This is a genomic window from Polaromonas sp. P3_A5 (assembly GCF_056403055.1).
The window spans coordinates 1,561,978-1,583,811 of sequence record NZ_JBFUGF010000001.1; the positions used below are offsets into that span (position 1 = coordinate 1,561,978).

The window sequence follows — 21,834 nt, forward strand, 5'->3', positions numbered from 1 at the left end:
TCAGATGACTTTGACGGTGAGTGTTTCCAGCCCCGCCACACCGCCGACCATGGTGTCGCCCGAAACCACAGCCGCGACGCCTTCAGGCGTGCCGGTATAAATCAGGTCGCCCGGTTGCAGCTCCCATGCTGCCGACAGGTGTTCAATGGTTTCCGCGATGTTCCAGATCAGCTTGGAGACATGGCTGCGCTGGCGGTCCTTGCCGTTCACCTGGATGTAGAGCTCGGCATTGGCCACGTCGCCGGCTCGGGCCGCGGGTGTGATGGGGCCGATGGGCGCGGAGTGGTCATAGGCTTTGCCAATGCACCAGGGGCGGCCCTGCTTTTTCATCTCGCCCTGCAGGTCGCGACGCGTCATGTCCAGGCCCACGGCATAACCGTAGATGTGCTTTTGCGCATCGGCCGCCTTGATGTTTTTACCGCCGGTGCCAATGGCCACGACCAGCTCGATTTCGTGGTGCAGGTTCTTGGTCAGCGATGGGTAGGGAATGGTGCCCGTGACGCCGGCGTCCACCACGACAGCGGCGTCAGCGGGCTTGAGGAAGAAGAAGGGCGGCTCACGGCCTGTAAAACCCATTTCCTTGGCGTGTTCTTCGTAGTTGCGGCCCACGCAGTAGATGCGGTGCACGGGAAAACGGTCTTTGGTGCCCACAACAGGGACGGACACTGCGGCCGGTGGGGTGATGACAAAACTCATGACAACCTTTCTTCTCTGTGTATGCCCAGGGCCTGATGCACCGGGCGGTCTGAAAAACTGAACAGCACACAACCTTGCGCCGAACGCAATTGCGCAGTGTGCCACGACGGAATCACAAAATGGTCGCAAGGGCCAAACTCAAAAGTCGAGGTTTTGCCATCGCGCTCAATGCTGACGGAACCGGTGCCCTCGACCACGCTGAACACGGCCCCGTCGGTCTGGCGCCATGACTTGCCCTCAAAGCCGGCCGGCAGGCGTTGCATGAAGGTGGCCATGGTCGGCATGGGCGAGCCGCCGGTGGCCGGGTTCACATAGCGCAGCTTGACGCCGTCCCAGGCATCGATGTCGGCATGGGTTTCCAGCTGGTGCAGGGTTTCGCGCGTGCGGTCGTAGGGGTAGCTGAAGATGGGTGAGGTTTCACCGAACGGGGCGTCATACCGCATCGGCAGCATGTTGGCGCCGTAGCGGTGGCTGCTGATGCCTTGGGGCTTGGTGACTTCCTGTTGCTTGGCCGTGCCGTTTTCGGCAAAGCCTGCATCAAAGAAGCGCAGCATCGGGATGTCCAGGCCGTCCAGCCAGACCACCGGTGTATCGGACTCCACGCGGCCTTCGTGGCCGTGGTCATGCCAGGTCCAGCTGGGGGTGATGATGAAGTCGCCGGGTTTCATCTGCGTGCGCTCGCCATCCACGGCGGTGAAGGCGCCATGGCCTTCCACCACGAAGCGCAATGCGCTTTGTGTGTGGCGGTGGCTGGGCGCTATTTCACCCGGCATGATGACCTGCAGACCTGCGTACAGCGACTGCGTGATGCACGACTGCCCACGCAGGCCGGGGTTCTCCAGGATCAGCACGCGGCGTACCGCTTCTTCAGCGGTGATCAGCTCGCCCGACTTCATCAGGAAGGGATGCACGTCGGCGTACTTCCACAGCGCCGGCTGGCAGGGGGTGCTTGGCGATTGCGGCACCAGCGCGTGCAGCACTTCCCACAGCGGCGTCATGCTGTGCGCCGAGATGGCTTCATAAAAGGCCTTGCGTGCAGCGCCGTGGGGTGCTGAGGGCTGGCCTGGGGCGGTAGGGGGCGTCATGTCCATGATGGATGTCCAGTCTCTGGGGTGAAAGATCGCCGCTTAAAGGTCGTTATCGAAATACACGCCGTCCCGCATGAGCAACTGCTGCAGCTGTTTCACGTCGGTATCGGAAAAAGCCTGCCCGGCGCCGGGCATGGCCGCCGCCGTACCCGCTGCCTGGCCCATCACAAAGCAGCCGCCGCTGGCTCGCGCGGCCGATTGGCCTTCGTGCGTCATCGAGGCGCAGCGGCCGGCCACCAGCAGGTTGGCGACGCCCTGAGGCACCAGCATGCGCCAGGGGAGATCGTTGTAGACGCGGCCCTGCGCCTCATCGGTGTTGCGCGGAAATTGCCAGTCGATCCGGCCGTCCGCATGCAGCTCCATTGGCCAGGCATTGACGCCGATGGTGTCGTCAAAGCGGGCCGATGAAAGGATGTCTTCGCCGCTCAAGGCATAGAGGCCCTGAATGCGGCGTGTTTCGCGGATGCCGACCTGCGGCGCGATGTCGACGATGGCGGACTCCGCAAAGCCCGGCACTTCGTGGCGCAGGAAGCGGAAGTATTCGGTGATCTGGCGGCGGCCTTCAAGCTCACCTTCGCTGAGCTGCCGCGCGTCGGTGGCATCCATGGCCGTGCCTTGCGCGTTGCGGATCTGCGTGACGTTGGCGCGCCACTCGGTCGGGTTCTTCTGGGGGCGGAGGATGGCACCTTCACGGGGAAACTTGTAGCGGCCTGGCTCGCGCGCCTGGCTCTCGGCCATCAGGGTGTTGATGGCTTTGAATTCGCCCACAGCCGCCAGCGCGCGGGGTGCATCCACGTGGCCGACGCGAAACATGGTGGAGGGAAACAGTGCGCTGCCATGCCCGTCGCCCAGCTCAAACGGCACGCCGGCGAAGTTCGCCACATCGGCGTCGCCCGAGCAGTCGATGAAACGCGCGGCACGGATTGCCTGGCGGCCGGATTTGGTCTCGACCACCAGGGCGCTGACGCGATTGCCTTCCATCACCACCGCAGCAGCCCAGGCATGGAAAAGGATTTGCACACCGGCCGCCACCAGCAACTGGTCGGCTGCGCACTTGTAGGCCGACACGTCATAAGAGCGCACGCGGATGCGGCCCTGCATGCCGTCTTGCGGCGCGTTGAGGCCACCCAGCGCGTCAATGCGCTGCAGCAGGTCGTCGGCCACGCCGCGCACTACCTGCTGCATCTGGCCGTTTTTGCGGCCGTAGAGGCCCGCGAAATTGGTGACGCCGCCGGCTGTGCCCATGCCGCCGAGGAAACCATAGCGCTCCACCAGCAAGGTGCGCGCGCCGTGCCGAGCTGCGCTGACGCTGGCAGCAAGCCCTGCTGGCCCGCCGCCGATTACGACAACGTCAAATTCGCCGTAGACGGGCAGGGAGCGTGCGGGTTCGGTGACGGTGGGCATGGCTGTCTTCAGTTGCCTATTCAAGCTTGATACCGCGCGACTGGATGATGCCGCCCAAAATGGCGGCTTCGTCTTTGACGCGGCTCCTCAGGCCGTCGGGCGAAGTGCCCACAGCCTGCCATCCCTGGTTAAACAACTTTTGCCGCGTGTCGGCGTCGCGAATGATGCGCGGCACTTCTTGCGCCAGCCGCGCCTGGGCCGCTTTGGAAAGGCTGGCCGGGCCGATCAGGGCCGTCCAGACTTCCAGGTTGACATTCGTCACGCCGGCGTCGGCCAGCGACGGCACTTCCGGCACCAGGGAAGAGCGTCCGCCGGCCAGGCCAATCGCCCGGAGCTTGCCCGACCGCACATGCGGCATGGCCACGCCGGGCGGGATCAGCGCCATCTGGATCTGGCCGCCCAGCATGGCGGTCACCACCTGCGGGTTGCCGGCGAAGGGCACGTGAACCGGTGAGACGCCGGGCATGCGGCTTTTCAGCAGCTCCATGCCCAGGTGCGCCACCGAGCCGTTGCCGACCGAGCCGTAGTTCCACTGGCTGCCGCCCTGACGCGCGGCAGCGAAGAATTCGGCGCCGCCAGGCTGGCCCGCAGGCGCTACCAGCACCAGGGGCGCCGTGGTCAGTAGTGAAATGGGCGCAAAGTCTTTGGCCGGGTCATAGGGCAGCCTGGAGTACAGCAGCTTGGCCGAGGTCAGGTTGCCGTTGATGACGACGCCCAGCGTATGGTCGTCAGTGGCTTTGGCGACCTGGTCGGCCGCGATGTTGCCTGACGCGCCGGGTCTGTTTTCCACAATCACGGGTTGGCCGAGGGCGTGGCCCAAGGGTTCGGCCAGGCTGCGCGCCGCCATGTCGGGCGTAGAGCCGCCCGGAAACCCCACAAGGATGCGCACCGGCCTGGTCGGCCAGGCCGCATCTTTTAAGTCTTTTGGAGCTGCAGCCCAAGAGGGATAAGCGCAAGCAGCTATCAAAAGCGTAGCAATTACCCGGAGAGCAGCGGTGTTGGGAAGAAGAGTCATGACAATCCCTGGGACTTTTGAAACCGTCATTGGAACAGTTTTGACGGCTCGATTCCGTCGTACATCCACTTCAGGCCGGCGAAACCCGCGCTCTCGGTGCCGCTCTGGAACATCTGGTTGCGCAATTCGCGTTGAACACCGGCCGCATGGTAAATATCACCGTAAAAACGGGCAGTCAATTGCACGCGGCCGGTACGCAGGTAGCGCTTTTGCTGGTATTTCTGAAAAGCCTTTGGCACATCGCCGCGGGTAAAGCGCAGCGCTTCACGCAGCACGACAGCGTCTTCAATGGCCTGGCCGGCGCCCTGGGCGAGGTACTGCAGCATCGGGTGGGCGGCGTCGCCCAGCAGGGTCACGCGCCGGTCGGTCCAGTTTTTCACGGGTTCACGGTCGCACAGTACCCACATCTTCCAGGTCTCGATTTTTCCCAGCAGTTCCTTGACTTGCGGGCAGGCATCGGCGAAACGTTCGTTCAACTCGGCCGTATCGCCAAAGGTGTTCCAGCCCTCGTCGTATTTGTTGCTGTGAAAAACAGCCACCAGGTTGAAGAGTTCGCCGCGGCGCAGGGGGTAGTGAACCAGATGGGTTTTCTCGCCACCCCAAAGCAGCACATCGTCGCTCCACAGATGGGCCGGTACATCCTCGCGCTTGAGCACGGCGCGGTAGGCGATATGGCCCGACACGCGAGGTTTGCCGTCGCCCACCACGGCTTCACGGATGCGGCTCCAGATGCCGTCTGCGCCTATCAGCGCGCTGCCTTCCACGGTTTCGCCGTCTGCAAGGTGCACGGTCACGCCGCTTTCCGACTGGTCAAACGACTCCACCCTGGCGCTGGTGCGCAAGGTGACGTTGGGCTGCGCCCGGCAGGCATTGAGGAACACCTGGTGCAGGTCGGCGCGGTAAATCACGCCATAAGGAAACCCATAGGTGGCGCGGGCCAGGTCGCCAAGCGGGACACGGACAACTTTCTCGCCCGTGCGCACATCGTTCATGCCAAGACCGGTGGGAAAGAACGCCACACGGTTGACGGCTTCAGTGAGGCCCAGGTAGTCAAACATGCGGAAAATATTGGGACCGAGCTGGATGCCGGCGCCGATCTCGCCAAAACTCGCCGCCTGCTCCATGAGCGTCACGGCGCGCCCGTCCTGCGCGAGCACCAGGGCCGCGGCCAGCCCGCCAATGCCGCCGCCCGAGATGAGGATGGGGGATGTGTGTGACATGTATGAGAGGGTATCAGGGGGCTTCGACAATGATAAGTATGCTTATCATGTATGTACGCTAGTACATACCCTGAGCGCAAAGCTGAACGGTAAACTCGGTAAATGGCAAAAAGCTTTAACTTCAGCGAGGCCCCCGGGCACTTGATCCGCCGGGCACAACAACTCGCGGTCGCGATCTTCATGGAGGAGACGGCCGGGTTTGATGCGACGCCCGTGCAGTTCGCCATCCTGAATGCGCTGATGGACGACCCGGGCGAAGACCAGATCACTCTGTCGGGCCGCGTTGCCTTTGACCCGGCCACTTTCGGGTCGGTGATCGGGCGGCTGGAGGCCAAAGGCTGGGTCAAGCGGGAGGCTGACCCATCCGACAAGCGCCGCAAACTGCTGTGGACGACGCCCGAAGGGGAAAAAGTTGCACTGCAGATGAAGCGTGCTGTCAGCAAGGCACAGCAGCGCATCGTGAGCCCGCTGGATGATGACGAGCGGGTGCAGCTCGGCCTGTTGCTTGGTAAGCTGATCAGCGGCCACGAAAACGCGGCCAGGTAGCCGGCATCAGAACTGCGCGCAGACAAAAAAACGGGGCCGTCAGCCCCGTTTTTTATTGTCTGCCTGTTTGCCAGGCCCTGGCTCAAGGCTCAGGCTGACTTGGCCACCAGGTCGAAATGCTCCACCGTGGGCGGGCCGGCAAAGAAGGGCCCGACGATGGCACGCCAGTCGGCAAAGGCGGGCGACTGACGAAAGTCGACGGTGTGGTTTTCCAGTCTGTCCCAGAAGATCTGCAGGATGTAGCGTTCGGGGCTTTCAATGCCCTTGTTGACCTTGAAGCCCTGAAAGCCCTTGGCTTTGGAAATGACTTCGCGGATGCCGCGCTGGATGGCTTCGTCAAAGGCTGCTTGCTGGCCCGGGTGAATGCGGATGTCGGCGAGTTCGAGAATCATGAACAACTTTCTGAGGTAATTAATACTGGGTAGAAGGCAACTCTACCGTCAATCCGTCGAGCGCGGGCGTGAGCTTGATCTGGCAACTGAGCCGGCTGTTGGGAAGGCGCGGCGCGGCGGTAAATGCCAGCATGCCGAGCTCTTCGCCATCAGGTGGCGGCAGGGTTTGCGTGTCCGAGGAAAAAGGTTCCTGCACGTGTACATGGCAGGTGGCGCAAGTCAGCAGGCCGCCGCAGTCGGCGGCAATGCCGTCAATGCCTGCGGCCACTGCGGCTTCCATCAGGCTTTTGCCGACTTTGCCTTTTACCGGCGTGGAGCGGCCGCCCGATTCGATGAAATGGATGGTGATCATGGTTATTTTTTATGCGGGCCGCGGCGGTTAGATCCGGCTGAAGTATTCACGTCTTTGCCAGTCGTCCTGGTCCTGGGCCTCGGCATGGCGGGTGATTTCGGCCTGTTTGACCCGCGTGAGGTAAGCGATGAACGCGCTGCCGAATGCCTCCGCCAGCGTCGTGTCGCCTTGCAAGGCTTGCAGCGCCTCTTCGAGGCTGGTGGGCAATCTTTTGGCGGTGTCACCATAAGGCGCGTCGGTGGCTGGGGGGGCTTTCAGGCGGCGCGCGATGCCGTCCAGCCCGGCGTGGATTTGCGAGGCCAGATAGAGATAAGGGTTCGCGGCGGGTTCGCCGAGGCGGTTCTCGATACGTGTGCCGTTGTCGTTGCATTGGCCAACCACGCGCAGCATGGCACCGCGGTTGTCCCGGCCCCACAAAATCGATTGGGGCGCCAGCGCATTCGGCCGAAAGCGGCCGAAACCATTGATGGTGGGCGTGCAGAAGGCCGTCATGCCGCGCGCATGCGCGAGCAACCCGGCGAGGTAGTGTTCGCCGGTTTCGGTCAGCGTGTACTGCGCGTGCGCGGGTGTGCTTCCGTCCGCGGGGCTTTGGCGTTTGAAGGCGTTGGCACCGGTTTTCAGGTGCACCAGTGACTGGTGCAGGTGCCAGCCGCTGGACATGATGTTGGGAAAGGGCGGGCGGCACATGAAGGTGGCGTGGTAACCGGCACGCCGCAAGGCCTGTTTCACCGCACTGCGAAACAGCACCATGTTGTCGGCGGCTGTCAGCGCATCGGTGGCTTCAAATACCGCCTCGACCTGGCTGGGCCCCAGCTCGATTTCCAGCGACAGCAGGGGCAGCCCCAGCGCCTGCGCCGTGCGCTGTACGATGCGAAGCGGCTCCTCGGCCATGTCCACCCATTGCTCTGACAGCAGGTGGTAGCCGGGATGGATCATGGTCACCTCTGGCGGCAAGCCCGGCCAGTCGGCCCGCGTCGGGTCAAGCTGGGGAACGCTGCCACCCTCGGCAATCCGGTAAATGTGGAACTCGATTTCCAGCCCACACTTCATGCCGTAGCCGGCTTCGGCCAGGTTGGCGAGGGCGCTTTGCAGCACGCGGCGAGTGTCGAACTCCACGGGGCTGCCGTCGGGGAACCACGGCTGGCACTGCACCCAGCCGGTCTTCTCCGCCCAGGGCAATTCTTTCAGGCTCGCCGGGTCGGCCAGCAGCATCACATTGCCGCCAAATTCAAAGCCCGGCAGTTCAGCGGCGCCGCCAGCCTCGAACACTTTGTAGGCGGTGCGGTCGGCCGTGTCCTTGAGCAGCAGCGTGCTCACCATGCCCACGCCTTCGGTCATGGCCTGTGCGGCAGTTGCGGCCACCAGTGTCTTGCCGCGCAACATGCCATGCAGGTCGCACCAGGCAAAGCGCACCAGCTCAAGGCCGCCCGCCTCGATGCGCCGCGTGGCATCGGCCAGCGCAGCCTGCCTTGCCGCGTCTTGCACGCCGCATTGCGCCGCAAAGCTGCTCATGGCTGAGTGACGGTGCTGGGTGAGTCGGAGGTGGCTCTGGCGCCCAGCCACGGCGCACTCTCGCGTTTGGTGCGCGCGGTTTGCTGCCACCACTGAGACCATTCGCCCGCCGGCGCAATGCCATCCACCGTGTCCGGGCCGGTGATCGCTGCGGCCAGCGCAGGGTCGGCGATGCCGGGCGCCACGCCGCCGTTTTGCACGGTCTCAATCGCCTTGAGCAGCACGCGCCGGTTGGCCATGATGACCTTGTCGGAGGTGCCCAGGTGTTCGCGTGTGCGATCCTGGATCTCGCCCATGCTTTCCACGGCCCATTGGTCGTGCACATTGATGTCTTCTTCGCCCATGCCCAGGTAGGTGGTGCTCATCTGCTCTTCGGCGTTGAAGCCCCAGTTGTTGTGGCGGCCCGCTTTGGGAATGTAATCGGGCAGGGCAATGAACTGCTGGCGCTGCGCGCGCATGCTCTCGCGGTCCAGCGGGGCGCCAAAGCTGGTGAAGAAGGTGTACCAGTAGGTGTTCGTGTCGTCTACCGGCACATGCATCTGCGTGATGGTCATGGTTTCCGACAGCGGAATCACAAACGTGGCCGGAAAGATGGCGTTGGTCACGCGCACATGCGTGAGCTTGTCGGTCATGGCGCGCAGTGCGGTCAGCTGCATGCCCCAGGGCTTGTTTTCAAAGCTGATGTCGGGCTGGGCGAACTCGCGCATGATGCGCGTCATCGGCCACTGCTCGCCGTCCTTTGTGCCGGCGCTGGCGCTGCGAAACTGCTTGCCGGCCGGGTTTTCGCCGATTTCGTCGAGCGGATCGTCCTGCAAAAAGCGATGCAGGAAAGACGGGTGCGCCGGGTCGATGCCCACTTCAAAAGCCTGCAGCCAGTTGGCGTTCCACAAACCCTTGAAGGCAAAGCTGTGCGTGGCCGGTGCGGTAAAGCAATCAAAAGCGGGAAAGGGCGGCGGTGTGCTGCCCTCGTCGCCCATCCAGGCAAACAGCACGCCGGCTTTTTCAATCACGGGGTAGCTGCGCTGGCGTATGCGTTCACACAACTTGCTGCCCGTGGGCTCGGCCGGTGTTTCCAGGCAGCGGCCGTCGGTGGCGAACTTCCAGCCGTGAAAAGGGCAGCGCAGGCCGCCGCCTTGCGCGGCGCTTTCGCGGCGGCCAAACGACAGGTCGGCGCCGCGGTGCGCGCAGTCGCGGTCCAGCAGGCCCCATGCGCCGGAGGTGTCCTTGAACAGCACCAGATTCTGGCCGAACAGTTTGAGCGCCTTGACCGGGCGGATCTCCATACGCGGGTCCAGCGCCGGGTTGAACTCATCGACCAGCGCCGCAGGTTGCCAGTACTGGCGCAGCAGCTTGCCGCAGGGCGTGCCCGCGGTGATGCGGGTGAGCAGTTCGTTCTGTTCAGCGTTCATGGAGACCTCAAAACGGTATACCGAAATTAAAATTCAGTGTACATTCTCGGGCATGAACTTGCAAGAAACCGTTTTGATGCAGTTGCGCGACCTGATCTTGCGCGGCGAGTTTGAGCCGGGCCAGCGCCTGGCCGAGCAGCAACTGGCCGAGCGCCTGGGCGCCTCGCGCACACCGGTGCGGGCCGCGCTGGTCACGCTGGAGCAGGAAGGGCTGGTCGAGGCCAATGACACCGGCAAATACCTGGTGCGCCAGTTCACCCCGCGCGAGGTGGCCGATGCCATTGCGGTACGCGGCCATCTGGAGGGCATGGCGGCGCGGCTGGTAGCTGAGCACGGTGTGTCACGCCAGTTGCAACTTGATTTGCAGTCCTGCCTGGACGAAGGCGACCGCGCACTGGCCGCCAACCCGCTGGGCTATGACAACTACGCGGCCTATGCGGCCATGAACGACCGCTTCCACGCGCTTATCCTGGAGGCCAGTGGCAACCGCGCACTGCAACGCGCGATCGAATTGAACGACAAGCTCCCCTTCGCGTCAGCCTCGGCCATGCTGCCCATGCAGTCCACGCTGGAGCAGGACCGCGACTGGATGCACTACGCGCACCGCCAGCACCACATGCTGTTTGCAGCGCTCAAGGCCGGGGAGGGGGCGCGTGCCCAGGCGCTGGCAGTCGAACACACGGAAGTCGCACAGATGAACATGCGCATGGCGCTGCAGCGGCGCGCCGAAACCGAAAGCCTGATGCCTGGTTTGCGCCTTGTGGTGGGCGGCTAGCGCCTGCCCGCGGTCTAGCGCTCTCCCATTAATAACTTCAGGTCGATGGATTCAGCAACCGCCTTATTGCCGGCATCACCCAGGTGCAGGTGGTCGCCCGAGTCATAGGCGGGCAGGATGCGCAGCGGGTTCTGCGGATCGCGCGCCACCGCATCAAAATCCAGCACCGCATCGAATTCGCCGCTGTCGCGTATCCATGCGTTGACGCGCTGGCGCACCGCGTCTTTTGCGGGGCTGTAGTAATTGGCAATCGGTGAGCCCGGCATTGTCAGCGCGCCCTCGAATGGGGTCAGCGTGGCGCCGACGATGCGCACGCCGCGGCTCCTGGCGCGAGCAATCAGCTGCCGGTAGCCGGCGATCAGTGCGTCAGTCTGTGTGGCGGGCTCCTTGGGTTCAAGGGTGCTGCCAGGCCAGCTGATGTCGTTGATGCCCATGAGCAGCACTACGGTGGCAATACCGGGCTGACCCAGCACGTCGCGCTCGAACCGGGCCAGTGCATTCATGCCCATGTGGTTCTTGAGCACCCGTCCGCCCGAAATACCCGCGTTGAGCACGGCCACGTTTTGACTGGCCAGGCGGCGCGCCAGAAAATCCGGCCAGCGCTGGTCGGCGCCCGGCGTGGACGCCGCGCCGTCGGTGATGGAGTCGCCAAAGGCCACCACGCTGCGTGTGCCCGGTGCGGCGTCGACCAACACCGCGCTGAGAAAGAGGCGGCTGTTCACCGTGGCATCTGCCTTGAGGACGCTCGCGTTCACGGCATTGCCTGCCGCAATCTGCGCGGGCTGAAGGCCGTCCCAGTGAATGGTGGTGAGTGGTGTCGTTTGTGGAAAGTAGAGGCTGACCGACAGGTGGGCCAACGGTGCGACGCGCGTCTCGATCGGGTCGCTCATCACGACGGCGCTTGCCGGCACGGTAACGGCCTGTTGCCCCCCAAAGGTCACTGCCTTTCCGGCTTCGCCGGCAGGCGCTATCTGGGCCGCGCCTACCTGCAAGGCTTGTGAGCCATATTCGTTGGACAGCACGATGCGCACGCGTGAGCCGCCCACGCTGGCCCGGACGGTCTGGCGCACGGTCTGGTCGTGAAGCGTGGCGGGAAGGCCCAGCGGCAGCACAAAGTCATTGCTCCAGGTGGGTTGGGGGCTTGCCGTCCAGCTTGGCATCCACACGCCGGCACCAGCTGCCTGCGCCTGCGGTAAAGCACTGGCAAACAGCAGCGCGAATGAAAGAACGGCTTGAAATACGCGCCGCTTTGAAAGGAAAAATGTGTTCATGGTGTGGTTCTCTCAGCAAGTGACGGGGATGGCGCGCGGCTCGGCCTTGTCGCGCGACAGGCTGTACAGAGTGACCGCGATGCCGGCCACCGTGATCAGCGCAGCCAGCCAGCTCAAGCCGCCCAGCCCGAAGGAACTGTTGACGACCAGGCCGCCCAGCCACGCGCCCAGCGCATTGCCCACATTGAAGGCACCGATGTTGAGGCTGGCCGCCAGGTTCTGGCCTGCGCCGTGCGCCTGCTGCAGCACGCGCATCTGCAGCGGCGCCACCGTGGCAAAAGAGGCCGCGCCCAGCAGCCCGATAAACACCACCGTGGCCACCGGCGAATGCAGCACAAAGCCCATCACGCCCAGCACCAGCGCGAGCGCGCCCAGTGTGAGCAGCAGCGACATCCGCAGCCCGCGGTCGGCCAGGCGTCCACCCAGCAGATTGCCCACAAAGAAGCCACCGCCAAACACCAGCAGGATGGGCGACACCGCCGCTTCGCTGAAGCCGGTGATCTGCGTGAGGATGGGCTGGATGTAGGTGAAGATCGCAAACAGGCCGGCGAAGCCGAGCACCGTCATCAAGAGGCCCAGCAGTACTTGCGGGCGGGCCAGGCCGGCCAGCTCTTGCCGGATGGTCGAGGTACCGTTTTCAGCCGCGCTGCGCGGCACAAAAATGGCCAGCACCACAAAGGCGAGCAAGCCGATCAGCGTCACCACCCAGAAAGTGGAACGCCAGCCGTAGTGCAGGCCCAGCCAGGCGCCAGCGGGCACGCCGAGCAGGGTGGCCAGCGACAGCCCGCTGAACATGATGGCGATGGCCGAGGCCTTGCGCTCGGGCGCGACCAGGCCGGTGGCCACGATGGAGCCCACGCCGAAGAAGGTGCCGTGCGCCATCGAGGTAATGACGCGGGCGGCCATGAGGCTGCCGTAGTCCGGCGCCAGCGCGCAGGCCAGGTTGCCCAGCGTGAAGATGGCCATGAGGGCCAGCAGCACGGTTTTGCGCGGCAGCTTGCGCGTGGCCAGCGTCAGCACCGGCGCGCCCACCGCCACGCCCAGCGCGTAGCCTGAAATCAGCAACCCCGCCGACGCGATGGTCACGCCCAGGTCGGCGGAAACCTGCAGCAGCAGGCCCATGATGACGAATTCGGTCGTGCCGATACCAAAGGAGCCCGCGGTGAGGGCCAGCAGGCCTAACGGAAGTGAAGGGAGTGATTTGCGCGCATCCATGAAAGTCGCCTAAAAAGAGGATGTGCTGAGTGTGAAGACTAAGTTATATCTTGACTAGAATGCCGCAAAGACAATCATTTATGAATTCAATTCACAATAATTCACGAAAAAATACCAGAGCATGCCCCGCATAGACGTCAACCGCTCCGGCGAGATGGAGGCCTTTGTCCAGGTCGTGGACAAGGGCGGTTTTTCGGCCGCCGCCCGGCAGCTGTGCATGACCCCTTCGGCCGTCAGCAAGCTGGTGACGCGGCTGGAGGCGCGGCTGGGTACGCGGCTTGTCAACCGCACTACGCGCAAGTTGCAGCTCACACCCGAAGGCACGACGTTTTACGAGCAGAGCACGCGCGTGCTGGCCGACATGGACGAGGCCGAACGCGGTGCGGCCGCCGGCGCCATGCCGCGCGGGCGCGTCAGCATCAACGCCAGCATGCCCACCGCGCACTGCTTGCTGCTGCCGTTGGTGCCGGCCTTTCACGAGCGCTTTCCGGATATCTCGCTGGACATTACCTTGACAGACCGCGTGGTCGACTTGCTGGACGAGCGCACCGATGTGGCAATCCGCTGGGGTGCACTTGCGTCGTCCCAACTGGTGGCGCGGCGCCTGGGCGATACGGCGCAGGTGATTGTCGGCAGTCCCGGGTACCTCGCCCGGCACGGCACACCGCGCACACTGGAAGAGCTGGAAGTGCACCAGCGCCTGGCCCATACCTTCAAGCGCAATATGCATTACTGGCCGGTACGGGTAGACGGGCAGGTTCAGCAGTTGCCGATCACCGGCTATGCGCGTGCCAGCGACGGCGAGGCGCTGCGCCACCTGGTACTGGCGGGGGCGGGGCTAGCCCGCATGTCGATGTTCCACGTCGGCCGCGACATTGACGCGGGCCGCCTGGTGCCGGTGGCTGAAAGCCTGAACCCGGGCGAGCGCGAACCCATCCATGCAGTATTTGTCGGCCGGGGCGGCCGCTTGCCGGCGCGCGTGCGCGTGCTGCTGGATTTTCTGGTTGAGCAGGTCACGCAGGAGGTTCTTGATGGTGGCGGGCTCGGGCATGACTACCAGCTGCATCAACCCTGACGCCTGAATGCGCCCGCACACAAACAGTGCGTGAGCGCTAAGTACTACCCCCTACATAGGTTCCCTATGGTTGCAGCGAGATAACTTGCCTAGTATTGGTAACAAGTCGTAAGGCTGCAAGGCCGCTCCGGCCATGGAGATTTCTATGCACCGCAATTCTGTTCACACCTTGGGTCTTTCCCTTTTGCTGTTGGCATTGTCCAGCGCAAGTTTTGCGCAGGAGCGTTTCAGCGTATCCGCAGACAACCAGGAAGTCACCGACAGCCGCACCGGCCTGGTCTGGCGGCGTTGCGCGGAGGGCATGGTCTGGAAGGGCAAGACCTGCACCGGGCAACCGGCTTTCCTGAACCATCCCGATGCGGCCGCGCGTGCCAAGGCGGCTTCCGCGCCGGAGGCCCAATGGCGCTTGCCGATTCTCAAAGAACTCTCCAGCATCGTCTCTGCACGAGAGGCTGACGTGGACAAGGCGGCGATAGATCCGAATGCTTTTCCGGGCACGCCCGTGGCGCGCTTCTGGACATCGAGCAGCACCGGCCCGGGCTATTTCACCTTTGTGGGCTTCAGCGACGGCAGTGCCGGTGAAGCCCCGCGTGCCACGGCGGCCGTCGTGCGCCTGGTGCGCAATGCGAAGTAAGCGGCACCCAACGCCGGCAGCAGCCGGCGCATCGGCCCTCAGTCTTTGGCCACCTGCAGCACCAGTTTGCCGAAGTTCTCGCCGTTGAAAAGCTTGAGCAGTGTTTCCGGGAAGGTGTCCAGCCCCACGACGATGTCTTCCTTGCTTTTCATGGTGCCGGCCTTGAGATAGCCGGCCATCTCCGCCACACCGACGTGGTAGCGGTCGGCGTAATCAAATACCACGATGCCTTCCATGCGGGCGCGATTGACCAGCAGCGATAAATAATTGGCGGGGCCCTTCACGGGCGTGGTGTTGTTGTATTGGCTGATGGCGCCGCAGATGATGATGCGGGCACCGCGCGCCAGCCGCGCCAGCACCATGTCCAGGATCTCGCCGCCCACGTTGTCGAAGTAGATGTCGATGCCCTTGGGGCAATGTTCCTTCAATCCGGCACGCACGTCGCCGTTCTTGTAGTCGATGCAGGCGTCAAAGCCCAGTTCCTTGACCACCCAGTCGCACTTGGCCTTGCCCCCGGCAATGCCCACCACCCGGCAACCCTTGAGCTTGGCGATCTGGCCTACTGTCTGGCCCACGGCGCCGGCCGCGCCGGAAACCACGACGGTTTCGCCGGCCTTGGGCAGGCCGACTTCCAGCAGGCCGAAGTAGCCGGTCATGCCGGGCAGGCCCAGCACATTAAGCCAGGATGTGAGGCCCAGGCGCGGGTCGATCTTGAACATGCCGCTGCGCTTGATCTGGTCGGCCGGGATCAGGCAATATTCCTGCACGTCGAGTGCGGCGTTCACGTAGTCGCCCACGGCAAAGGCCGGGTTTTGCGAGGCGATCACTTTGCCCACACCGCCGGCACGCATCACGGCGCCGATTTCCACCGGCGGGATGTAGCTTTTGGCGTCGTTCATCCAGCCGCGCATGGCCGGGTCCAGCGACAGGTAAAGGGTTTTGACGAGCACGCCGCCCGGGCCGGGTTCGGCCACGGGCTCGGTGGTGAAGCTCCAGTTGTCGCGTGTGGGCAAGCCGACGGGGCGGCTTGCCAGGCGAATCTGGTGGTTGGCTAAGGTGGCGATGGCGCTCATGGTGGTCTCCGCTGAATTGGGGAAGGTTGTCGCCAGAATGGTAGCGGCGACCGGGCTTTGCACCAGTCGCGCAGGCGATTCGCGCGGCGGGCTGGCAAGGTTTGGGTTTATGCTTTAGAGATGAAACTCCACAACTATTTCCGCTCTTCTTCGTCGTTTCGTGTACGCATTGCGATGGAGCTCAAGGGCCTGAGCTACGACTACATTCCTGTGCACATTGCCAAAGGGGAGCACAAGCAGTCGCCTTACGCCGCCCTGGCCGCCGACACCCTGGTGCCCCTGCTGGAAGTCGATGGGGAAAAGCTGTCGCAGTCGATGGCCATCATCGAATACCTGGATGAAAAATACCCGGAACCGGCCTTGCTGCCGGCGGATGCATTGGGCCGCGCCAAGGTGCGCGCGCTGGCGCAGTCCATTGCCTGCGAAATCCATCCCGTCAATAACCTGCGCGTCCTGAAATACCTGGTCAAGGAACTCAAGCTCGACGAAGCTGCAAAGAACGCCTGGTATGTGCACTGGTGCCGTGAAGGCCTGGAGGCCTTTGAACGCCAGCTGGCCCAATTGCCGGCATCGACCTATTGCTATGGCGATACACCGACACTGGCTGATTGCTGCCTGGTGCCGCAGATATTCAATGCCAAACGCTTTAACGTGAGTTTTGACGGACTGCCGCGCACCATGGCCGCGTTCGACGCCTGTATGGCGCTGCCGGCCTTCCAGAAAGCCCAGCCTTCGGCCTGCCCCGACAACGAAGCCTAAATATGTGGCCCCCACGTTCCCCACTTCGTGTGGTTCACGAGGCCTTGCAGGCCGCGGCTTGCGAGACGCTACGCCTCTGTCGCCTGTCCAAACCTGCTCAAGCAGGTTCGGAGCCGCAGGCTCCAGCCCCTCAGGGGCCAATTTTCCTGGGGGCGGCCCGTCGGAAAATTACCGGTGCCTGTTTTGCATACTGATTGGCTGATTCCCGACTGGCCGGCGCCTGCCGGCGTGCGTGCAGTGTTCACCACACGTGCCGGTGGCGTGTCGCCCGTTCCCTATGACAGCCTGAACCTGGGTGACCACGTCGGCGACCAGCCGGCCAATGTTGCGGCGAACCGCGATGTGCTGCGGCGGGCAACGGGCAGCCACCCGGTGTTCCTTCAGCAGGTGCATGGCAGCGAGGTGCTGGTGTTGAGCGCCGATGCCGCCGACGGCCAGACAGCCGATGCCTGCGTGACGGATCAGGCGGGACTTGCCTGCACCATCATGGTGGCCGATTGCTTGCCGGTGCTGTTCGCGAGCGAAGAGGGCGCTGTGGTGGCCGCAGCGCATGCGGGCTGGCGCGGGCTGGCAGGAAGCCCGACGGGCCCGCACGGTGTACTTGAGGCAGTTTATGAGTCATTTCGGGCTCTGGCCCAACAAAAACAAGCGCAATCAGCTATCAAAATAATAGCATGGCTCGGACCGTGCATCGGGCCTGCAGCGTTCGAAGTCGGCGCTGAAGTCAAGGCCGCATTCGAAACCGTTCAGTCTGACGCCGGCCGCTGCTTTACGCCGTGCGGCAGCGATAAATACTTGGCCGACTTGCCGGCGCTGGCGCGGTTGCGCCTCAAGGCGATGGGGATTACACAGGTGTACGGCAATGATGGCAGCGATGCATGGTGCACCGTGGGCAATCCGTCAAGGTTCTTTTCCCACCGGCGGGATGCCGGCGTCACTGGTAATGGGTTTGGCGCCACGGGGCGCATGGCCGCCTGTATCTGGCGCGTGTGACGGTGAGGGTTTGTCTGGGGCTGCGTCCGCGTCTGCAGTTTGCTGCAGGCGCTCCTCTGCTGCGCGCTTCTTGATCGCCTTGCTGCGGGCAGGTGCACCCATCAGGTAAACCACCAATGCCACAGGACCCAGTCCATAGAGTACAAAGGTGACCAGTGCCCCCAGAAGTGTGCCGTTGCTGTTGGTGGCTTCGGCAACACTCATCATGAGCACAACGTAAATCCAGGCGATGACAATCAAATACATAAATACGTAGAACTCCGCGGCCCTGGTGAGCAATTTGTAATGCAAATCCTACGATACTGTTGGTGTGCTCAAAAGAGTCACCAGGACTCAACATGGATCGGGGAGACAAGATGAATTTTGACGCAAAGCAGGCCGAAGCGGCCCGGCAGATGCAAGACACCTTTGCGGCAGGCCTGCAGCAGGCCATGAGTGTCATGGCAAACGCCGGATCAAGCGCCGGCTTCAATACTGGTGCAAACAACGGATTTGCGCCAATGGGTGCATTCAGCACAGGCCAGACCCCACCGGCACTCCAGTTCGATCCGGCCAGGCTCCAGGAATTGCAGCAGCGCTATATCGCGGACGCCTCAGCCCTGTGGAACCAGGGGTTGCAGGACGGCGCCGATACGCTGGTGTCTTCTGACCGCAGGTTTTCAAGCGCGGCCTGGAAGACCAACCCCGTCTCGAAATTTTCGGCTTCCACCTATCTGCTGAACGCCCGCACCCTCATGGCCCTGGCCGACGCCGTCGAAGGCGACGCAAAGACCCGCGCACGCGTGCGCTTCGCGGTCGAGCAATGGATGGCGGCCACGGCGCCCAGCAATTTCCTGGCGCTCAATGCAGAGGCACAGCAAAAAGCCATCGAGAGCCAGGGCGAAAGCATCGCCCAGGGTCTCACCAACCTGCTGCACGATCTGAAGCAGGGCCACGTATCCATGACCGACGAGCGTGTGTTCGAAGTCGGTAAAAACGTTGCCACCACCGAAGGCGCGGTGGTGTTTGAAAATGAATTCTTTCAACTGCTGGAGTACAAGCCCCTGACGGCAAAGGTGTACGAAAAGCCTTTCCTGCTGATCCCGCCATGCATCAACAAGTTCTACATCCTTGACCTGCAGCCCGAGAACTCGCTGATCCGCTATGCCGTCAGCCAGGGCCACCGCACCTTCGTGGTGAGCTGGCGCAATCCGGACGAGTCGATGGCCCGGAAGACGTGGGACGACTACATCGAGCACGCCGCCATCAAGGCGATCGAGGTAGTGCAGGAGATCACCGGCGCCAAGACCCTGAACGCACTGGGTTTTTGCGTGGGCGGCACCATCCTCGGAACAGCGCTGTCCGTGCTGGCCGCACAGGGTAGAAAGCCGGTGGCCAGTGCCACGTTGCTCACCTCGTTTCTTGATTTCACCGACACCGGCATCCTTGATATCTTCATCGACGAAACCTCGGTCAAGTACCGTGAGGCCGAGATGGGGGAGGGCGGCTTGCTCAAGGGGCAAGACCTGGCTTCCACCTTCAGCTTCCTGCGACCAAACGACCTTGTCTGGAATTACGTGGTCGGCAATTACCTGAAGGGCGAAACACCGCCTCCGTTTGACCTGCTGTACTGGAACAGCGACTCCACCAACCTGCCGGGCCCGTTTTACGCCTGGTACCTGCGCAATACCTATTTTGAGAACAATCTCATCAAGCCGGGCAAGACCGTGGTGTGCGGCCAGAAAGTAGACTTGCGCAAGGTCAACATTCCTGTGTACATCTACGGCTCGCGTGAAGACCACATCGTGCCGATTGGCGGCGCCTATGCCTCCACGCAGCACTTGCCTGGAAAAAAACGTTTTGTCATGGGTGCTTCCGGCCATATTGCGGGTGTGATCAACCCGCCGGCCAAGAAAAAACGAAGCTACTGGACCCGTGACAAGCTGCCACAGGGGAAGTTTCCCGCGACGCAAGCCGGTTGGCTCGAAGGCGCGACAGAACATCCTGGCAGCTGGTGGACGGATTGGTCGGAATGGCTCAAGGGCCATGCTGGCAAGCAAATTGCTGCACCCAAAACCTATGGCAGCCGCAAGTACAAAGCCATCGAGCCTGCGCCGGGCCGCTATGTCAAGGCAAAAGCCTGACACAGCAAGCCGCGCCTCTCAGACCGCATTCATAAACGCATTCATAAACGCATCCTAAAACTTCAAAAGGGACACATCATGGAAGACATCGTTATCGTTGCTGCCGGCCGCACCGGCGTCGGTAAATTCGGCGGCTCGCTCGCCAAAATACCCGCAACCGAGCTCGGCGCAGCCGTCATCAAGGGTGTGCTGGAGCGTTCCGGCCTCAGCGCAGACCAGCTCGGCGAGGTCATCATGGGCCAGGTTCTGACCGCCGGTGTCGGCCAGAACCCGGCACGCCAGTCGGTCATCAAGGCAGGTTTTCCCAACGGCATTCCGGGCCTGACCATCAATGCGGTCTGCGGCTCCGGCCTCAAAGCCGTCATGCTGGCAGCGCAGGCTGTGGCCACGGGTGACAGCGAAATCGTCATTGCCGGCGGCCAGGAAAACATGAGCGCCGCGCCGCACGTACTCAACGGTTCGCGCGACGGCCAGCGCATGGGCGACTGGAAGATGATCGACTCCATGATCGTCGACGGCCTGTGGGATGTCTACAACCAGTACCACATGGGCATTACCGCCGAAAACGTGGCGAAGAAATACGAGATTAGCCGCGAGGCGCAGGACGCCTTGGCCCTGGGCAGCCAGACCAAGGCCGCGGCCGCGCAGGACGCCGGCAAGTTCAAGGATGAAATCATCTCCATCACCATTCCGCAGAAAAAAGGTGATCCGGTGGTATTTGCCGCGGACGAATTCATCAACCGCAAAACCAGCGCCGAAGGCCTGGCGGGCCTGCGCCCAGCGTTTGACAAGGCTGGTGGTGTGACGGCCGGTAATGCCTCGGGCCTGAATGACGGCGCTGCCGCGGTGATGGTCATGACGGCCAAAAAAGCCGCCGCACTGGGCCTCAAGCCATTGGCGCGCATCGCCAGCTACGCAACCACCGGTCTCGACCCGGCCTACATGGGCATGGGCCCGGTACCCGCGTCGACCAAGGCGCTGCAGCGCGCAGGCTGGAAGGCCCAGGACCTCGACCTGCTCGAAATCAACGAAGCCTTTGCTGCCCAGGCCTGCGCGGTGAACAAGGAGATGGGCTGGGACACCAGCAAGGTCAACGTCAACGGCGGCGCCATCGCGATCGGCCACCCGATTGGCGCGTCCGGCTGCCGCATCCTGGTGACGCTGCTGCACGAAATGGCGCGGCGCGATGCGAAAAAAGGGATTGCCAGCCTCTGCATCGGCGGCGGCATGGGGGTTGCCCTCACACTGGAACGCTGAATATAAGGTAAAAGAGGCTGAGACTGGCTTGCACCGTGCGCAAGCAGCTATTAAATCGATAGCGAATCACGGTGGGCCGTTCGGCAGGGAAGTCATCAGGTAAACGGTTTCGAATAATTCACAAAATCAAGGAGAGCGAAATGGCAAAGAAAGTAGCGTATGTCACGGGCGGTATGGGCGGCATTGGAACTGCCATCTGCCAACGGCTGGACAAGGATGGGTTCACGGTGATCGCCGGATGCGGCCCCACGCGCGACTTCACCAAATGGCTCGACGAGCAAAAAGCCCTGGGCCATACTTTTTATGCTTCCGTGGGAAACGTCGGCGACTGGGATTCCACCGTCACGGCCTTTGACAAGGTCAAGGCCGAGCATGGCCCCGTGGCTGTGCTGGTCAACAACGCCGGCATCACGCGCGATGGCCAGTTCCGCAAGATGAGCAAGGCCGATTGGGATGCCGTGATCTCCACCAACCTCAACAGCATGTTCAACGTGACCAAACAGGTCATCGAGGGCATGATTGAAGCGGGTTTCGGGCGCATCATCAACATCTCGTCGGTCAACGGCCAGAAGGGCCAGTTCGGCCAGGTGAACTATTCCACCGCCAAGGCCGGCCTGCACGGCTTCACGATGGCGCTGGCGCAAGAGGTGGCCGCCAAGGGCGTGACGGTCAACACGGTAAGCCCCGGCTATATCGGCACCGACATGGTCAAAGCCATACGCCCTGACGTGCTGGAGAAAATCGTCGCAGGCGTGCCCGCCAAACGGCTCGGCCAGCCCGAGGAGATTGCCTCCATCATTTCCTGGATCGCGTCCGATGAAGGCGGCTACGCCACCGGCGCCGACTTCTCGCTCAATGGCGGCCTGCACATGGGCTGAGCACCGTCGTCCGGGCGGTTGATCAAAACCCGCTTCGGCGGGTTTTTTAATGTCTGACTGTTTGGCGTAAACAACCTGCGAACGCGTGGGGAATTGGCCATGGGCCATTTCAATCGTCTGTAGTAAATTAAAGAGACATGTTCTACG

General features: G+C 62.9%; 21 protein-coding genes. 9 read left to right on the plus strand and 12 right to left on the minus strand.

Translation table 11 applies throughout. The features are described from left to right. From AC1DU8_RS07490 to AC1DU8_RS07510, 5 genes are read right to left on the minus strand one after another with little or no spacing between them, the layout of a single operon-like run. On the minus strand, nucleotides 1–696 hold the full coding sequence (locus AC1DU8_RS07490; protein WP_457280369.1) for a fumarylacetoacetate hydrolase family protein: 696 nt from the start codon (nucleotides 694–696) through the stop codon (nucleotides 1–3). After that, the gene (gene gtdA, locus AC1DU8_RS07495) at nucleotides 693–1,787 is read right to left on the minus strand and encodes a gentisate 1,2-dioxygenase (protein WP_457280370.1); all 1,095 of its coding nucleotides are present in this window, start codon (nucleotides 1,785–1,787) and stop codon (nucleotides 693–695) included. The genes AC1DU8_RS07490 and gtdA overlap by 4 nt, the downstream gene beginning before the upstream one ends. Before the next feature lie 36 nt (nucleotides 1,788–1,823). After that, nucleotides 1,824–3,188 (minus strand): FAD-dependent oxidoreductase, encoded by a 1,365-nt coding sequence (locus AC1DU8_RS07500; RefSeq protein WP_477689367.1) that lies wholly within the window; start codon nucleotides 3,186–3,188, stop codon nucleotides 1,824–1,826. Between the two features lie 16 nt (nucleotides 3,189–3,204). Then, nucleotides 3,205–4,203 (minus strand): Bug family tripartite tricarboxylate transporter substrate binding protein, encoded by a 999-nt coding sequence (locus AC1DU8_RS07505; RefSeq protein ID WP_457280372.1) that lies wholly within the window; start codon nucleotides 4,201–4,203, stop codon nucleotides 3,205–3,207. Between the two features lie 26 nt (nucleotides 4,204–4,229). Beyond that, a complete protein-coding gene (locus AC1DU8_RS07510) occupies nucleotides 4,230–5,423 on the minus strand; it encodes a 3-hydroxybenzoate 6-monooxygenase (protein WP_477726596.1) in 1,194 nt (397 codons plus the stop codon). 102 nt (nucleotides 5,424–5,525) lie between these two features. Here AC1DU8_RS07510 and AC1DU8_RS07515 point away from each other — a divergent pair, with 102 nt between their 5' ends. Further along, a complete protein-coding gene (locus tag AC1DU8_RS07515) occupies nucleotides 5,526–5,969 on the plus strand; it encodes a MarR family winged helix-turn-helix transcriptional regulator (protein ID WP_457280374.1) in 444 nt (147 codons plus the stop codon). Between the two features lie 89 nt (nucleotides 5,970–6,058). Here the strand turns inward: AC1DU8_RS07515 and AC1DU8_RS07520 are convergent, their stop codons facing one another. The 4 genes from AC1DU8_RS07520 to AC1DU8_RS07535 are packed head-to-tail and all read right to left on the minus strand — an operon-like array spanning nucleotide 6,059 to nucleotide 9,634. After that, nucleotides 6,059–6,361 (minus strand): antibiotic biosynthesis monooxygenase family protein, encoded by a 303-nt coding sequence (locus tag AC1DU8_RS07520; RefSeq protein WP_477726597.1) that lies wholly within the window; start codon nucleotides 6,359–6,361, stop codon nucleotides 6,059–6,061. 19 nt (nucleotides 6,362–6,380) lie between these two features. Then, a complete protein-coding gene (locus AC1DU8_RS07525; protein WP_457280376.1) occupies nucleotides 6,381–6,713 on the minus strand; it encodes a 2Fe-2S iron-sulfur cluster-binding protein in 333 nt (110 codons plus the stop codon). Nucleotides 6,714–6,740: 27 nt separating this feature from the next. Further along, nucleotides 6,741–8,225 carry a glutamine synthetase family protein gene (locus AC1DU8_RS07530; RefSeq protein ID WP_457280377.1) on the minus strand — a complete coding sequence of 495 codons (1,485 nt, stop codon included), beginning with the start codon at nucleotides 8,223–8,225 and terminating at the stop codon, nucleotides 6,741–6,743. Then, on the minus strand, nucleotides 8,222–9,634 hold the full coding sequence (locus AC1DU8_RS07535; RefSeq protein WP_477665758.1) for a Rieske 2Fe-2S domain-containing protein: 1,413 nt from the start codon (nucleotides 9,632–9,634) through the stop codon (nucleotides 8,222–8,224). Before AC1DU8_RS07535 ends, AC1DU8_RS07530 begins: the two co-directional genes overlap by 4 nt. A gap of 52 nt (nucleotides 9,635–9,686) precedes the next feature. On the opposite strand from AC1DU8_RS07535, the gene AC1DU8_RS07540 reads away from it, so the two are divergent. Further along, on the plus strand, nucleotides 9,687–10,409 hold the full coding sequence (locus AC1DU8_RS07540; protein ID WP_457280379.1) for a GntR family transcriptional regulator: 723 nt from the start codon (nucleotides 9,687–9,689) through the stop codon (nucleotides 10,407–10,409). A gap of 14 nt (nucleotides 10,410–10,423) precedes the next feature. Here AC1DU8_RS07540 and AC1DU8_RS07545 read toward each other — a convergent pair whose 3' ends face one another. Then, nucleotides 10,424–11,680 carry an SGNH/GDSL hydrolase family protein gene (locus AC1DU8_RS07545; RefSeq protein ID WP_477665759.1) on the minus strand — a complete coding sequence of 419 codons (1,257 nt, stop codon included), beginning with the start codon at nucleotides 11,678–11,680 and terminating at the stop codon, nucleotides 10,424–10,426. Between the two features lie 12 nt (nucleotides 11,681–11,692). Further along, nucleotides 11,693–12,895, minus strand: coding sequence for an MFS transporter (locus tag AC1DU8_RS07550; protein ID WP_477665760.1), 1,203 nt, complete (start codon nucleotides 12,893–12,895; stop codon nucleotides 11,693–11,695). Between the two features lie 121 nt (nucleotides 12,896–13,016). Here AC1DU8_RS07550 and AC1DU8_RS07555 point away from each other — a divergent pair, with 121 nt between their 5' ends. Both AC1DU8_RS07555 and AC1DU8_RS07560 read left to right on the plus strand, forming a co-directional pair. Beyond that, entirely contained in the window at nucleotides 13,017–13,970 is a 954-nt protein-coding gene (locus tag AC1DU8_RS07555; RefSeq protein ID WP_477665761.1) for a LysR family transcriptional regulator, read from the plus strand. 145 nt (nucleotides 13,971–14,115) lie between these two features. Then, nucleotides 14,116–14,604, plus strand: coding sequence for an Lcl C-terminal domain-containing protein (locus tag AC1DU8_RS07560; protein WP_457306593.1), 489 nt, complete (start codon nucleotides 14,116–14,118; stop codon nucleotides 14,602–14,604). 38 nt (nucleotides 14,605–14,642) lie between these two features. Here AC1DU8_RS07560 and AC1DU8_RS07565 read toward each other — a convergent pair whose 3' ends face one another. Next, on the minus strand, nucleotides 14,643–15,677 hold the full coding sequence (locus AC1DU8_RS07565; protein ID WP_457280384.1) for an NADP-dependent oxidoreductase: 1,035 nt from the start codon (nucleotides 15,675–15,677) through the stop codon (nucleotides 14,643–14,645). Between the two features lie 120 nt (nucleotides 15,678–15,797). On the opposite strand from AC1DU8_RS07565, the gene maiA reads away from it, so the two are divergent. The 5 genes from maiA (at nucleotide 15,798) to phbB (ending at nucleotide 21,687) form a co-directional block, all read left to right on the plus strand. Next, nucleotides 15,798–16,436, plus strand: coding sequence for a maleylacetoacetate isomerase (gene maiA / locus AC1DU8_RS07570; RefSeq protein WP_477689369.1), 639 nt, complete (start codon nucleotides 15,798–15,800; stop codon nucleotides 16,434–16,436). Between the two features lie 183 nt (nucleotides 16,437–16,619). Beyond that, nucleotides 16,620–17,429 (plus strand): peptidoglycan editing factor PgeF, encoded by an 810-nt coding sequence (pgeF, locus tag AC1DU8_RS07575; protein ID WP_477689370.1) that lies wholly within the window; start codon nucleotides 16,620–16,622, stop codon nucleotides 17,427–17,429. 356 nt (nucleotides 17,430–17,785) lie between these two features. Then, the gene (phaC, locus tag AC1DU8_RS07580; RefSeq protein WP_477726598.1) at nucleotides 17,786–19,552 is read left to right on the plus strand and encodes a class I poly(R)-hydroxyalkanoic acid synthase; all 1,767 of its coding nucleotides are present in this window, start codon (nucleotides 17,786–17,788) and stop codon (nucleotides 19,550–19,552) included. A gap of 78 nt (nucleotides 19,553–19,630) precedes the next feature. Then, entirely contained in the window at nucleotides 19,631–20,809 is a 1,179-nt protein-coding gene (locus tag AC1DU8_RS07585) for an acetyl-CoA C-acetyltransferase (RefSeq protein ID WP_457280388.1), read from the plus strand. Between the two features lie 140 nt (nucleotides 20,810–20,949). After that, the gene (phbB, locus tag AC1DU8_RS07590; protein ID WP_457280389.1) at nucleotides 20,950–21,687 is read left to right on the plus strand and encodes an acetoacetyl-CoA reductase; all 738 of its coding nucleotides are present in this window, start codon (nucleotides 20,950–20,952) and stop codon (nucleotides 21,685–21,687) included. Nucleotides 21,688–21,834 lie beyond the last annotated feature (147 nt).